16 protein-coding genes are annotated in these 13,953 nt (G+C 40.2%); all 16 read right to left on the bottom strand.

Annotated elements, in window-relative coordinates; all coding sequences use genetic code 11:
- Positions 1–9: 9 nt before the first annotated feature.
- Complete coding sequence (gene rpmC, locus UFO1_RS02940; protein ID WP_038667751.1) at positions 10–207, bottom strand: 50S ribosomal protein L29; 198 nt, start codon at positions 205–207, stop codon at positions 10–12.
- Positions 197–652 carry a 50S ribosomal protein L16 gene (gene rplP, locus UFO1_RS02935; protein WP_038667748.1) on the bottom strand — a complete coding sequence of 152 codons (456 nt, stop codon included), beginning with the start codon at positions 650–652 and terminating at the stop codon, positions 197–199. Before rplP ends, rpmC begins: the two co-directional genes overlap by 11 nt.
- Positions 652–1,320 (bottom strand): 30S ribosomal protein S3, encoded by a 669-nt coding sequence (gene rpsC, locus UFO1_RS02930; protein ID WP_038667744.1) that lies wholly within the window; start codon positions 1,318–1,320, stop codon positions 652–654. Before rpsC ends, rplP begins: the two co-directional genes overlap by 1 nt.
- Positions 1,321–1,341: 21 nt before the next feature.
- Positions 1,342–1,674 carry a 50S ribosomal protein L22 gene (gene rplV / locus UFO1_RS02925; RefSeq protein ID WP_038667741.1) on the bottom strand — a complete coding sequence of 111 codons (333 nt, stop codon included), beginning with the start codon at positions 1,672–1,674 and terminating at the stop codon, positions 1,342–1,344.
- A gap of 32 nt (positions 1,675–1,706) precedes the next feature.
- On the bottom strand, positions 1,707–1,988 hold the full coding sequence (gene rpsS / locus UFO1_RS02920) for a 30S ribosomal protein S19 (RefSeq protein WP_038667738.1): 282 nt from the start codon (positions 1,986–1,988) through the stop codon (positions 1,707–1,709).
- Between the two features lie 50 nt (positions 1,989–2,038).
- Positions 2,039–2,866 carry a 50S ribosomal protein L2 gene (gene rplB, locus UFO1_RS02915; protein ID WP_038667735.1) on the bottom strand — a complete coding sequence of 276 codons (828 nt, stop codon included), beginning with the start codon at positions 2,864–2,866 and terminating at the stop codon, positions 2,039–2,041.
- Positions 2,867–2,896: 30 nt separating this feature from the next.
- Positions 2,897–3,184 carry a 50S ribosomal protein L23 gene (gene rplW, locus UFO1_RS02910; protein WP_038667732.1) on the bottom strand — a complete coding sequence of 96 codons (288 nt, stop codon included), beginning with the start codon at positions 3,182–3,184 and terminating at the stop codon, positions 2,897–2,899.
- Complete coding sequence (gene rplD, locus UFO1_RS02905; protein WP_038667729.1) at positions 3,184–3,813, bottom strand: 50S ribosomal protein L4; 630 nt, start codon at positions 3,811–3,813, stop codon at positions 3,184–3,186. The genes rplW and rplD overlap by 1 nt, the downstream gene beginning before the upstream one ends.
- Before the next feature lie 80 nt (positions 3,814–3,893).
- The gene (rplC, locus tag UFO1_RS02900; protein WP_038667726.1) at positions 3,894–4,535 is read right to left on the bottom strand and encodes a 50S ribosomal protein L3; all 642 of its coding nucleotides are present in this window, start codon (positions 4,533–4,535) and stop codon (positions 3,894–3,896) included.
- 14 nt (positions 4,536–4,549) lie between these two features.
- Positions 4,550–4,861 carry a 30S ribosomal protein S10 gene (rpsJ, locus tag UFO1_RS02895; protein ID WP_007937730.1) on the bottom strand — a complete coding sequence of 104 codons (312 nt, stop codon included), beginning with the start codon at positions 4,859–4,861 and terminating at the stop codon, positions 4,550–4,552.
- Between the two features lie 153 nt (positions 4,862–5,014).
- Complete coding sequence (gene tuf, locus UFO1_RS02890; RefSeq protein WP_038667690.1) at positions 5,015–6,217, bottom strand: elongation factor Tu; 1,203 nt, start codon at positions 6,215–6,217, stop codon at positions 5,015–5,017.
- Positions 6,218–6,247: 30 nt separating this feature from the next.
- On the bottom strand, positions 6,248–8,326 hold the full coding sequence (gene fusA, locus UFO1_RS02885) for an elongation factor G (RefSeq protein ID WP_038667723.1): 2,079 nt from the start codon (positions 8,324–8,326) through the stop codon (positions 6,248–6,250).
- A 35-nt stretch (positions 8,327–8,361) separates the two neighbouring features.
- Positions 8,362–8,832 carry a 30S ribosomal protein S7 gene (rpsG, locus tag UFO1_RS02880; RefSeq protein ID WP_007937795.1) on the bottom strand — a complete coding sequence of 157 codons (471 nt, stop codon included), beginning with the start codon at positions 8,830–8,832 and terminating at the stop codon, positions 8,362–8,364.
- A gap of 37 nt (positions 8,833–8,869) precedes the next feature.
- Positions 8,870–9,244, bottom strand: a complete 375-nt coding sequence (rpsL, locus tag UFO1_RS02875) for a 30S ribosomal protein S12 (RefSeq protein WP_038667719.1) — start codon at positions 9,242–9,244, stop codon at positions 8,870–8,872.
- A gap of 95 nt (positions 9,245–9,339) precedes the next feature.
- The gene (locus UFO1_RS02870) at positions 9,340–9,585 is read right to left on the bottom strand and encodes a ribosomal L7Ae/L30e/S12e/Gadd45 family protein (RefSeq protein WP_038667716.1); all 246 of its coding nucleotides are present in this window, start codon (positions 9,583–9,585) and stop codon (positions 9,340–9,342) included.
- Positions 9,586–9,995: 410 nt separating this feature from the next.
- The gene (rpoC, locus tag UFO1_RS02865; RefSeq protein WP_038667713.1) at positions 9,996–13,943 is read right to left on the bottom strand and encodes a DNA-directed RNA polymerase subunit beta'; all 3,948 of its coding nucleotides are present in this window, start codon (positions 13,941–13,943) and stop codon (positions 9,996–9,998) included.
- Positions 13,944–13,953 lie beyond the last annotated feature (10 nt).

Genomic DNA, 13,953 nt, shown 5'->3' with positions numbered 1-13,953 from the left:
ATTAGAACGCTACGCTTGTTTCATTTCTTGTTCGCGCTGAATTGTCTTAACTCTAGCAATACTTTTTTTAACTTCTTTAATCCGCATAGGATTTTCCAACTGACCAGTAGCTAGTTGAAATCTGAGGTTAAATAATTCTTCTTTAAGTACAGCTATTTTCTGGTTAAGTTCAGTTGCGTTCATTTCACGGAAATCTTTAACCTTCATGTACTTCACCACCCACTTCTTCTTGCGGTTCAGCAACAGCTTCCCGTTTAACAAACTTTGTTTTAATAGGAAGTTTATGAGCAGCTAAGCGCATAGCTTCTTTAGCCACTTCTTCGCTAACGCCATCCATTTCAAACATTACACGACCTGGTTTAACGACTGCTACCCAGTATTCGGTTGAACCTTTACCACTACCCATACGAGTTTCAGCAGGTTTTGCTGTAATCGGTTTATCTGGGAATATTTTAATCCAAACTTTACCACCACGTTTAATGTAGCGAGTCATTGCAATACGAGCTGCCTCAATTTGACGGTTAGTAATCCAAGCTGGTTCTAACGCTGCCAAACCGAACTCGCCATGACTTACGGTATTGCCTCTTTGGGCTTTACCTTTCATACGACCGCGGAATTGTTTACGATGTTTCACTCTTTTTGGCAGTAGCATTATTTTTCGCTCCCTTCAACAGCGGCAGCGGCTTTTTTTACTTCTGGCAAAATTTCGCCTTTATAAATCCATACTTTTACGCCAATTAAGCCATAAGTAGTATGAGCTTCAGCTGTACCATAGTCAATGTCAGCTCTAAGAGTGTGAAGAGGAATACTACCTTCGCGGGCAGCTTCACTTCTAGCAATCTCAGCGCCGCCTAAACGACCGCCACACATTACTTTAATACCTTTTGCGCCCATACGCATAGTGCGTTGGATCGATTGTTTCATAGCACGGCGGAAAGCAATACGTCTTTCCAATTGAGCAGCAATATTTTCTGCAACCAATTGTGCATCCATATCTGGTTGTCTAACTTCCGCAATGTTTATATCAACTTGCTTACCAGTAAGCGTTTTTAAGTTCTTTTTCAACTCTTCAATACCGGCGCCACCACGACCAATGATCATACCAGGTTTTGCAGTATGAATAACAACTTTAACACGGTTAGCAGCTCGTTCAATAACTACTTTGGATATACCAGCGGTGAAAGCTTTTGTTTTGATAAATTTACGAATTTTAATATCTTCATGCAAATTATCAGCAAAGTCTTTACCAGCATACCACTTAGCATCCCAAGTCTTAATGATCCCAAGGCGTAACCCATGAGGATGAATTTTTTGACCCACTTTGTTTCCCTCCTTCGCTAGTTATCTTTCGTTTACAACAACTGTTACATGACTGCTGCGTTTTAAAATTTTAAAAGCTTGCCCACGTGACCGCGGATGAATACGTTTTAATGTAGGTCCTTGGTCAACATACGCTGCAGAAACGTAAAGTTTATCGGAATTCATATCAAAATTGTGTTCTGCGTTTGCAATCGCCGATTGGAGTAATTTCAATAGAACTTCAGATCCAACTTTCGGCGTATGTTTCAAAATTGCATAAGCTTCACCAATGTTTTTACCACGAATCAAGTCAATAACAACTCGAATTTTACGTGGAGCAATGCGAATGTGTCTTGCAATTGCTTTAGCTTCCATATACTAACCCCCTTCCAGTAACTTTCACCACATTACCGTAATGATGTGGATTTTTCCGAACCAGAATGCCCTTTATATGTGCGAGTAGGTGCAAACTCACCTAGTTTGTGACCTACCATATCTTCAGTAACATAGACAGGTACGTGTTTACGTCCATCATGTACTGCAACGGTATGTCCGACAAAATTAGGAAGAATGGTAGAACTACGCGACCAGGTCTTAATAACTTTCTTTTCACCAGCTGCATTCATTGCATCAATTTTCTTCATCACACTCGGATGAACATAAGGTCCCTTTTTAATTGATCTGGACACTTGATTAGCCTCCCTTCTCTATCCAGTTAGCCCGTAAACTCAGGCTTTAATTACTTCGTACGTCTTTTAACAATCATCTTATTCGATGTTTTATTACGACGAGTTTTAACACCATAAGCATGTTTACCCCAAGGTGTAACAGGATGTTTACGTCCAACTGGGGAATGACCTTCACCACCACCATGTGGATGATCAATCGGATTCATCGCAACACCACGGTTAGCAGGACGAATGCCAAGCCAACGAGAACGACCAGCTTTACCAATTGTAATGTTTTCATGTTCCAAGTTACCCACTTGGCCAATGGTTGCTTTACAATTAATATGCACTTTACGTTGTTCACCAGATGGTAATCTTAAAAGTGCATGCTCGCCTTCTTTTGCCATGAGCTGTGCAGATGCACCAGCAGAACGAACCATTTGTCCGCCTTTGCCGATTTTAAGTTCGATATTATGAAGTTGAGTACCTACAGGAATATTTTTAATTGGTAACGCGTTACCTACTTTAATATCCGCTTCAGGACCACTCATAACTTTATCGTCAACTTTTAGGCCATTAGGAGCCAAAATGTAACGTTTTTCGCCGTCTGCATAGTGAAGTAGAGCGATGCGAGCAGAACGATTAGGATCATACTCGATAGTAGCTACTTTCGCTACGATTCCGTCTTTATTACGTTTAAAATCAATAATTCTATACAGGCGTTTATGGCCGCCGCCTTGATGTCTAACAGTCATACGACCTTGGTTATTACGGCCAGCATGTTGTTGTAGACGCTCAACTAGCGAACGCTCTGGTTTATCTGCGGTAATTTCTTCAAAATTAGACGCAGTCATAAATCTTCGGCTTGGAGTATAAGGTTTAAAGCTTTTTACTGCCATTGTTGCCCCTCCTTCTTAATAAATTTCAGATTACACACCTTCAAAGAATTCTATATTCTGACCAGGAGCCAGTTTTACAATTGCTTTCTTGTAATCTGGACGCTTACCTTGTGTCTTGCCCATACGTTTGGTTTTACCCATCACACGAACGGTGTGCACAGCTAGTACTTTTACTTTGAAAATTTGTTCTACTGCTTGACGTATTTCAACTTTATTAACTCTCAATGGTACAACGAAAGTATATTTGTTTTCTTCCATCATAGCAGTGGTTTTCTCAGTAACAAGCGGACGAATAAGTACATCGCGCAAATTTTGCATTAGGCTAGCACCTCCTCAATACGGGTGATTGCATCTTTAGTAACAAACACTTTGTCATGATACAAAAGATCATATACATTTAAACTACTGGCAGCGGGAATTGCTTTAACGCCAGGAATATTTCGTGCTGACTTTTCAACATTTTCCAACATTTCACCAGTAATGATTAAGTTTTTCTTGCTTGTAGTGTTAAAACTACTCAACATGTCGATTACATTTTTAGTCTTTGGTGCATCAAAAGCAATGCTGTCTACTACTACCAATTCTCCATCTTGAAGTTTTGCAGTTAAAGCAGATTTAATTGCTAGACGACGTTGTTTTCTTGGCATGCTGAACGCATAAGAACGAGGTTGCGGACCAAATGTAGTACCACCACCTACCCAAATTGGGGAACGGGTACTACCAGCGCGCGCACGACCTGTGCCCTTTTGTTTCCAAGGTTTTCTACCACCGCCACGTACTAGACCTCTAGTTTTAGTTGAAGCTGTACCTAAACGTTGACTAGCAAGCTGCATTACTACTGCTTGATGTAGTACGGATTCATTAACTTCAACACCAAAAACGCTATCATTTAATTCCATTTCACCAGTTTTTGCACCAGTGATATCATATACTGCTACTTTCGGCATATAGCACATCCTCCTTTCGTGGTTCGAGGTTCGAGATTTGAAGCGAGCTTAACTAACCACAAACCAGCGAACCCGCGAGATTATTTTTTAGGTTTTACAGTATTCTTAATCATCATAAAGCTACCTTTAGGACCAGGAATACCGCCTTTTATCAAAATCAAATTCCGTTCAGCATCTACTCTAACAACAGTCAAACGCTGTACCGTAACTTTTTGATTACCCATGCGACCAGGTAATTTTTTGCCTTTGAATACTTTACCGCCGCCGCCGCTCATCCTAGGTCCCATAGAACCTGGCTCGCGATGTGATTTAGAACCATGGGCCATAGGTCCACGTCTAAAGTTCCAACGTTTGATAACACCAGCAAAACCTTTACCTTTTGCAGTACCAGTAACATCAACTATATCGCCTTCAGCGAATATATCTACGCCAATTTCTTGACCAACAGTATATTCAGACGCTTCAGCCAATCTAATTTCGCGAATAAGCTTAACAGGTTTAACGCCTGCTTTGGCAAAATGACCTTTCATTGGGCTAGTAACGCTTTTATCTTTAACAGTGCCAAAACCCAACTGCACCGCATTGTAGCCATCATTTTCAACAGTTTTATTTTGTAACACGACACTGTTACCTGCTTCTATTACAGTTACAGGAACCATTTTACCATCTGGAGTAAAAATTTGTGTCATACCAAGTTTTTTACCTAAAATTCCTTTAGCCATTATTACACCTCCTCCTACAGCTTGATTTCAATGTCAACACCAGCCGGAAGATCCAGACGCATTAACGCATCAACGGTCTTGGAAGTCGGCTCAAGAATGTCAATCAGACGTTTGTGGGTACGCATTTCAAATTGTTCCCGGGAATCCTTATTGACATGTGGTGAACGCAAGACAGTGAAAATATTTTTCTCCGTAGGAAGTGGAATTGGCCCGGAAACCATAGCACCTGTTCTTTTTGCAGTGTCCACTATTTTTACCGCACTTTGATCAAGTGCTTTATGATCATACGCTTTAAGACGAATTCTGATTTTTTGTTGTTTAGCCATTGTATTTCCTCCTTATCGCCCAGTTTCTAGAACGGACATTCTCCGTGAAAATTCCCCCTGCAGCCTGCAGGCAACCTTTCACGTCATCGCATACTTATAGAATAAAAACCAGTTTTATTGGGGCGGCTGACTATAGCCGCCCCAATAAGTTCATTACGCTTCAATAGCAGTTACTACGCCAGCACCAACAGTACGGCCACCTTCGCGAATCGCGAAACGTAAACCTTCTTCAATTGCAATTGGAGTAATTAACTCAATTGACATTTGAATGTTGTCACCAGGCATTACCATTTCTACACCTTCTGGCAAATGTACTACACCAGTAACATCTGTTGTACGGAAGTAGAATTGTGGACGGTAGTTTGTAAAGAATGGAGTATGACGGCCGCCTTCTTCTTTAGACAACACGTATACTTCTGCTTTATATTTTGTGTGAGGTTTAATTGTACCAGGCTTAGCCAATACTTGACCGCGCTCGATATCTTTACGCTCAACACCACGTAATAATGCACCAATGTTATCACCAGCTACTGCTGAATCCAACAATTTACGGAACATTTCTACGCCTGTTACAACAACAGTTCTAGGCTTTTCAGTCATACCAACGATTTCAATGTTGTCGCCAACTTTGATTTCGCCACGTTCTACACGGCCAGTAGCAACTGTACCACGACCAGTAATCGTGAACACGTCCTCAACAGGCATCAAGAAAGGTCTGTCTGTTGCACGAACAGGAGTTGGGATGTATTCATCTACCGCATCCATTAATTCGAATATTTTACCGCACCATTTGCATTCGCGACTTGCACAACCGCAGTTAAGTGCTTGTACAGCGGAACCACAAACTACAGGAATATCATCACCAGGGAAATCATAGCTGGAAAGAAGTTCACGAACTTCCATTTCAACTAATTCGATTAATTCTTCATCATCAACCAAGTCAGCTTTGTTCAAGAACACTACCATTGAAGGTACGCCTACTTGACGAGACAATAGAATATGTTCACGTGTTTGTGGCATAGGGCCATCAGCAGCACTTACTACTAGAATCGCTCCATCCATTTGTGCAGCACCAGTGATCATGTTTTTTACATAATCAGCATGGCCTGGGCAGTCAACGTGAGCATAGTGACGTTTTTCAGTTTCATACTCAACGTGAGCTGTATTAATTGTAATACCACGTTCTCTTTCTTCTGGAGCTTTATCGATCATGTCATAAGCCATGAATTCTCCGCCACCATGTTTGGAAAGAGTCATAGTAATTGCAGCTGTTAAAGATGTCTTACCATGATCGACGTGACCAATTGTTCCAATGTTAATATGTGGTTTATTTCTTTCAAACTTTTTCTTTGCCATTGTATTTTTGCCTCCTTTATTTCTCCAGGATTATACGCCTTTTACTTTGGCGATAATCGCTTCAGCTATACTTCTTGGTACTTCATCATAATGAGCAAAGCCCATTGAGTAGTTACCGCGACCTTGAGTTTTTGAACGTAAGTCAGTTACATAACCAAACATTTCAGCCAATGGCACAAATGCTTTGATGGATTGGGAGCCGTTATTTGCTTCCATACCTTCTATGCGTCCACGACGTGAGTTCAAATCGCCAATTACATCGCCCATGTATTCTTCTGGAACAATAACTTCTACTTTCATGTATGGTTCCAAGATTACAGCACCGGCTTTTGCGCAACCAGCTTTAAAGCCCATTGAACCAGCTATTTTAAATGCCATTTCAGAGGAGTCAACATCATGGTAAGAACCTTCAAGTACAGTTACTTTAATGTCTACCATAGGGTAACCCGCTAAAACCCCATTATCCATAGCTTCTTTACAACCAGCTCCGATAGGTGCAATATATTCTCTTGGAATGGAACCGCCGACAACTTTACTTTCGAAGATGAAACCTTGACCTGGTTCAAGAGGTTCAATTTCCAACCAACAATGACCATATTGTCCACGACCACCAGACTGACGAACAAATTTACCTTCGGATTTAACTTTTTTGCGGATAGTTTCACGATAAGCAACCTGAGGTTTACCCACGCTACAATCCACTTTAAATTCTCTAAGCATCCGGTCAACGATAATTTCTAAATGCAATTCACCAACACCAGCAATAATGGTTTGACCAGTTTCTTGATCTGTATTCACACGGAATGTAGGATCTTCTTCTGCCAAACGTTGCAGTGCGATACCCATTTTTTCTTGGTCAGCTTTGGTTTTAGGTTCAACAGCTACCGAAATAACTGGTTCAGGGAAAACCATGGACTCAAGAATAATTTGGTTTTTGTCATCACATAAAGTATCACCAGTAGTAGTATCTTTAAGTCCTACAGCAGCAGCGATATCGCCTGTGTATACTCTTTCGATTTCTTCACGGTGATTTGCATGCATCTGCAAGATACGTCCAATACGTTCTTTCTTTCCTTTAGTGGAATTATATACATAAGACCCGGAAGAAAGTTCGCCGGAGTATACTCTGAAGAATGCTAACTTACCTACATAAGGGTCAGCCATGATTTTGAATGCTAAAGCTGAGAATGGCAAGCTGTCATCAGCTGCACGTTCGTCTTCTGCTTCTGTATCAGGATTAATCCCTTTAATAGCTGGAACATCAGTAGGTGCCGGCATGTATGCAATAACTGCATCCAATAACGGCTGCACACCTTTGTTCTTATAGGAAGATCCGCATAAAACAGGAGTCATTTTACAAGCAATCGTAGCTTTACGAATACCAGCATAGATCTCTTCTAAAGTAAATTCTTCGCCCTCAAGATATTTCATCATGAGTTCGTCATCACTTTCTGCAACTGCATCTAAAAGACCTTGACGGTATTCAGCCACATGCTCTTGCATGTCTTCTGGAATATCGGCAGCTTCACTAAATTTACCAAGGTCATCTGTATAAACAACCGCTTTCATTTGTACCAAATCAACATACCCTTTGAAACCATTTTCCAAGCCTATTGGCAGTTGAACTGGCACTGCATTTGCACCTAAACGATTTTTCATCATATCGACAACTCGGTAAAAATCAGCACCTAGAATATCCATTTTATTAACGTATGCCATACGTGGCACACCATATTTATCAGCTTGACGCCAAACGGTTTCTGATTGTGGTTCTACGCCACCTTTAGCGCAAAATACAGCTACAGATCCATCTAACACTCTGAGTGAGCGCTCTACTTCTACAGTAAAGTCCACGTGTCCTGGTGTGTCAATGATGTTAATGCGATGTCCAGACCATTCACAAGTAGTAGCCGCAGAAGTAATTGTAATACCCCGCTCCTGTTCTTGTACCATCCAATCCATTGTCGCAGCGCCTTCATGCACTTCACCGATTTTGTGTACTTTGCCAGTATAAAACAGTATCCGTTCAGTCGTAGTGGTTTTGCCAGCGTCAATATGTGCCATAATACCAATATTACGTGTATTATTTAGCGAGAATTTTCTGGCCACTATCATCACTCCTTACTGTTTAGAAACATTAAAAATTACCAGCGATAATGTGCAAAAGCTTTATTGGCTTCAGCCATTTTATGCGTATCTTCTTTTTTCTTAATTGTAGCACCAGTATTATTGGAAGCATCAATTAATTCAGCAGCAAGTCTTTCACGCATAGTTTTTTCACCGCGTAGTCTTGAGTAATTCACCAACCAGCGAATCCCAAGTGACAAACGACGATCTGCACGTACTTCGATCGGAACTTGATAGTTAGCACCACCAACACGGCGAGCACGCACTTCCAGAACTGGCATAACATTTTTCATTGCTGTTTCAAAAACCTCTAATGGATCTTTGCCGGTTTTAGCCCGGATAATATCGAATGCATCATACACAATATTTTCAGCAACACTTTTCTTACCATCTAACATTACTTTATTTACAAATCGAGTAACAATTTTAGAATTGTATACCGGATCTTGCAATACATCGCGTTTTGTAACAGGTCCTTTTCTTGGCATATTATCCCCTCCTTTTCCAGGGTTATCTAATTAAATTTTACTTCTTCGCACGTTTTGTACCGTATTTTGATCTACTTTGGCTACGTTTTTGCACTCCAGCAGTGTCTAATGCACCACGAACAATGTGATAACGTACGCCCGGTAAATCCTTGATTCTACCACCTCTGATAAGCACAACACTATGTTCTTGCAAGTTATGACCGATACCAGGGATATAGGCAGTAACTTCAATACCATTTGTTAAACGTACCCTTGCCACTTTACGAAGTGCAGAGTTTGGTTTTTTAGGAGTAGTTGTATATACTCTTGTACATACACCGCGCTTTTGTGGGCTTTCTTTCAAAGCAGGTGCAGTAGATTTTTGTATAAGTGACTCTCTACCTTTACGTACTAATTGATTAATTGTTGGCATTCAATACACCCCCTTCCAAATTATCTTAGATTAATTATATAAAAATTTCACCTCAAGCATTGAGTTTAAGGTAAAACATTTAACATGGTTACATTTTACTTTAAAGCAGCTACTGCTGCTGCACCAACTTCGATGCCACAAGTTTTACCAAGTTCAGTCATGGTAAGCGTCATTTCTATTGCTGTTTTTTTGCGAATACACAACGTTCGCAAAGGTTCAATTAAGCGTTGTTCCGCATCTTGAGCAATATAAACTACTTGCACCAAATCTTTTTCAACAGCTTTGGTCACTTGCTTAACACCAACTATCTTTTTTGCAGTTTTTAACATTTCGAGCGACATATTGTTCACTCCCTTACGTAACAAACCAATGCATTTTCTAACTGGCCCTCTAATATATTATCATTATCAAAACACAATGTCAATAAACATCTCTTAATAAATTCTTATTTTATCTATATTTGTGGGCTTTTTTTATGACCACGCATCCGAGTGTGTCATTTTTACCATGTTTTGTAAACTTAGAGGCGAAAATATTAGATTTTCTTATAGCCAAAATTTATTATATCACTTTTAAAAAATTTGTCAAAAAAAATTCATAATCTGGTGAAATCTTATATTTTATGATAATACAGTTAAGGATTTCTATTGGCTAAAGCAAAGAAGAACATTTTACTTATATAAAGCCATTATCCTTATTTTGAATAAAAAAAGGGGAACATGATTTAAAAATCAAGTTCCCCTTTTTACTACTATACCGTTACATTTTTTGTATGGGTAAGTTTTATGTTTCGATAACGACTCATACCAGTACCTGCTGGTATTAACTTACCGATAATAACATTTTCCTTAAGTCCAAGCAATGGATCGATTTTACCCTTAATAGCAGCTTCCGTAAGTACACGAGTTGTTTCTTGGAAAGATGCCGCGGATAAGAAGGAGTCTGTTGCCAAAGAAGCTTTGGTAATACCAAGCAATATAGGACGTGCTACAGATGGCTCACCGCCTGCCTCAATTGCTTTTGCATTTTCTTCTTCAAAGGTATTCGTATCAATGTATTCACCTGGTAAAAGTTCAGTGTCGCCAGATTCCTCTGTTTTCACCTTATGGAGCATTTGACGAACAATTACTTCGATATGTTTATCATTAATTTCAACACCCTGGGATTTGTATACTTTTTGTACTTCATATACCAAGTACCTTTGTGTCGCTTGAATACCGCAGACACGCAAAATGTCATGTGGGTTTACTGAGCCCTCGGTGAGGCGATCACCAGCAATAATCTGCTGTCCATCACGCACAATAATCCGAGCACCATAAGGAATAGGATAAATACGTTCTTCGCCCACAGTAGGAACTACTGTAATCTTACGCATACCTTTTACTTCTTTTACATCAACAGCAGCTACGCCATCAATTTCAGTAATAATCGCTTGACGTTTTGGCTTACGGGCTTCAAATAATTCCTCAACCCTTGGCAAACCTTGGGTAATATCGTCACCAGCAACACCACCAGTATGGAAGGTACGCATAGTAAGCTGTGTACCAGGTTCACCGATAGACTGAGCAGCAATAATACCTACTGCTTCACCGACATCAACAGGATGCCCCGTTGCTAGATTGCGTCCATAACATTTAATACATACTCCAAATTGAGACCTACAAGTAAGTACGGAACGAATGGATACATGCTCACGCACAGCAACGATACGATCTGCCAATGCTTCATTGATGGTATCATTGGTTTTCACGATATATTCACCTGTCTTAGGGTCAATAATGTCTTCTGCGACAAAGCGTCCAACAATACGATCTTTTAAGGCTTCGATAACACCAGAGCCTTCAGTGATTGCTTCTACCTCGATACCCCTAATATTATTGTTACGAACCTTCACTTCGCGTACATCACTCACTAAAACTGCCTCAATGGCTTCTTCAGTAAGCGGTGTCTCTGCCGCAACAATTTCAACGCCATTACTGTCAGTAATCGCATTTGTCGTGTTTTTACCCAACATTTCACGAACCATAGCATTCTTAAGAAGTTCGCGCATTTTTTCTTCCGGCGCGCCTAACACAATTGTTTCGTTAGAAGCAGATGCATTAATGTCTTCTTCCATAACAGTTGACATACCACGTAATATAATTTCTGGTACTCCATGCTCGCCAATGATACGCAAACTATCATCTGCAAGTATGGTAGAACGAGGAATCAGTATATCCGTAGTTTTAGGATCAAGAACATCTTCTGCTAAAACTCGGCCTAACAGTGTATCTCTCAATACTTCAATCGCACCAGCACTGGATTTTGCCAATCGTGCCCGTTCACGTACTAAATTAATTCCTACAATATCACAGTCTTCTTCGCGAACAATGACATCTTGGGATACGTCAACCAAACGACGTGTCAAATAACCAGAATCGGCTGTTCTAAGTGCTGTATCAGCCAAACCTTTACGAGCACCATGAGTGGAAATAAAGTATTCAAGTACTGTTAAACCTTCACGGAAGTTTGCTTTGATTGGACGGTCAATAATTCGTCCCGATGGATCAGCCATAAGTCCACGCATACCAGCCAACTGACGAATCTGTTGGATATTACCACGGGCCCCTGAGTTAGCCATCATATAAATTGGATTAAAATTATCCAAATTGTTCATCATCGCAGATGTAACATCATCAGTAGCTTTCGTCCATAGTTCAATTGTTTTCTTATATCTTTCATCTTCAGTAATCAAACCACGACGATATTGCTTGTCGACAACATCAACTCTACCTTCGGTAGTACCCAAAATATCCTTCTTTTCAGGAGGAATATTAATATCAGCAATAGCTACTGTCATACCTGCACGACAAGCAAAAGCATAACCGAGTCTTTTAACATTATCAATTACTACGGCTGTTTTGGAATTACCAAATTGTCGATAGGTTTCAGCTACCAATTTACCAAGTTCTTTTTTATCCATCATAATACCTAAATGCCATTCGCCATCTTTTTGGAAGAAATAGCGAACTTCTTCAGGCAAGTTTTCGTTAAATATCAGACGCCCCATAGTAGTAGTTACCAAACCATACTTTGGAAAACGTACTTTAATTATGGCATGAAGGGACAATTCTTTTTGATGATAAGCAAGTAATGCTTCATTAATATCACACATTATCTTACCTTCACCGATATCGCCTTTTTTCTCCATGGTGAGGTAATATGCTCCTAGAACCATATCTTGGGTCGGTGTTACCACCGGTTTACCATCTTTGGTTGATAGGATATTATGAGCAGCTAACATCAACATACGGGCTTCTGATTGTGCTTCCGCAGAAAGTGGTACATGAACCGCCATTTGGTCACCATCAAAATCCGCATTATATGCTGTACATACTAACGGATGAAGTTTTATGGCGCGCCCCTCTGACAATACTGGTTCAAATGCCTGAATCCCCAATCTATGTAGGGTAGGAGCACGATTTAAGAGCACTGGGTGTTCTTTAATCACTTCTTCTAATACATCCCAAACTTCTGGGCGCACCCTCTCTACCATACGTTTAGCACTCTTAATGTTATGAGCATGACCAGCATTCACTAGTTTTTTCATAACAAAAGGTTTAAACAATTCTAACGCCATTTCTTTCGGCAAACCACATTGATGTAACTTTAGTTCAGGACCAACTACAATAACCGAACGGCCAGAGTAGTCTACCCGTTTACCTAATAGATTCTGACGGAAACGACCTTGTTTTCCTTTGAGCATATCACTTAAGGATTTAAGAGGACGATTACCAGGACCTGTAACAGGACGACCGCGACGGCCATTATCAATCAAGGCATCAACGGCTTCTTGCAACATACGTTTTTCATTACGCACAATAATATCGGGAGCACCTAGGTCTAATAGACGCTTTAACCGATTATTGCGGTTAATTACTCTACGGTACAAATCATTAAGATCAGAGGTCGCAAAACGACCACCGTCTAGCTGTACCATTGGTCTTAATTCTGGCGGAATAACAGGCACAACATCCATGATCATCCAATCAGGACGATTACCCGATTTGCGGAAAGCCTCAGTAACTTCTAAACGACGAATCGCTCTAATTTTACGTTGGCCGCTAACTTCTTTAAGCTCTTGTTTTAATTCTTTGGAGATTTTCTCCAAATCTAATTCTTCAAGAAGCTTTTTAACTGCTTCCGCTCCCATACCAACTTTGAAAGAATTACCATATTTATCTCGGTAATCCCTGTACTCATTTTCCGTCAATAGTTGACGTTTCATGAGCGGTGTATCACCAGGATCAAGTACGATATAAGAAGCGAAATATAATACTTTTTCTAAAGAACGAGGCGAGATATCTAATATCAGCCCCATACGACTAGGGATACCCTTAAAATACCAAATGTGAGATACAGGTGCTGCTAGTTGGATATGTCCCATACGATCACGTCGTACTTTTGAACGCGTTACTTCTACACCGCAACGGTCGCAGACAATACCTTTATAGCGAATTCTTTTGTATTTACCACAATGACATTCCCAGTCACGAGTTGGTCCAAATATTTTTTCACAAAATAAACCTTCACGCTCTGGCTTAAGAGTACGGTAATTTATGGTCTCTGGTTTTTTTACCTCGCCAAATGACCATTTGCGGATTTGCTCCGGAGAAGCTAATCCAATCCTCATTGAATCAAAATTGTTTACATCTAACAAAGGGTTATCA

Origin of the sequence: Pelosinus sp. UFO1 (assembly GCF_000725345.1) — a bacterium.
In the GTDB taxonomy this organism is placed as follows: domain Bacteria; phylum Bacillota; class Negativicutes; order DSM-13327; family DSM-13327; genus Pelosinus.
This window is presented reverse-complemented; position numbering and strand designations above follow the sequence as displayed.

Excerpts from the sequence above, each read along its gene's own strand:
- rpmC (WP_038667751.1), bottom strand. The coding sequence starts at position 207 with ATGAAGGTTAAAGATTTCCGTGAAATGAACGCAACTGAACTTAACCAG.
- rplP (WP_038667748.1), bottom strand. The coding sequence starts at position 652 with ATGCTACTGCCAAAAAGAGTGAAACATCGTAAACAATTCCGCGGTCGT.
- rplV (WP_038667741.1), bottom strand. The coding sequence starts at position 1,674 with ATGGAAGCTAAAGCAATTGCAAGACACATTCGCATTGCTCCACGTAAA.
- rplB (WP_038667735.1), bottom strand. The coding sequence starts at position 2,866 with ATGGCAGTAAAAAGCTTTAAACCTTATACTCCAAGCCGAAGATTTATG.
- rplW (WP_038667732.1), bottom strand. The coding sequence starts at position 3,184 with ATGCAAAATTTGCGCGATGTACTTATTCGTCCGCTTGTTACTGAGAAA.
- rplD (WP_038667729.1), bottom strand. The coding sequence starts at position 3,813 with ATGCCGAAAGTAGCAGTATATGATATCACTGGTGCAAAAACTGGTGAA.
- rplC (WP_038667726.1), bottom strand. The coding sequence starts at position 4,535 with ATGGCTAAAGGAATTTTAGGTAAAAAACTTGGTATGACACAAATTTTT.
- rpsJ (WP_007937730.1), bottom strand. The coding sequence starts at position 4,861 with ATGGCTAAACAACAAAAAATCAGAATTCGTCTTAAAGCGTATGATCAT.
- tuf (WP_038667690.1), bottom strand. The coding sequence starts at position 6,217 with ATGGCAAAGAAAAAGTTTGAAAGAAATAAACCACATATTAACATTGGA.
- rpsG (WP_007937795.1), bottom strand. The coding sequence starts at position 8,832 with ATGCCAAGAAAAGGACCTGTTACAAAACGCGATGTATTGCAAGATCCG.
- rpsL (WP_038667719.1), bottom strand. The coding sequence starts at position 9,244 with ATGCCAACAATTAATCAATTAGTACGTAAAGGTAGAGAGTCACTTATA.
- UFO1_RS02870 (WP_038667716.1), bottom strand. The coding sequence starts at position 9,585 with ATGTCGCTCGAAATGTTAAAAACTGCAAAAAAGATAGTTGGTGTTAAG.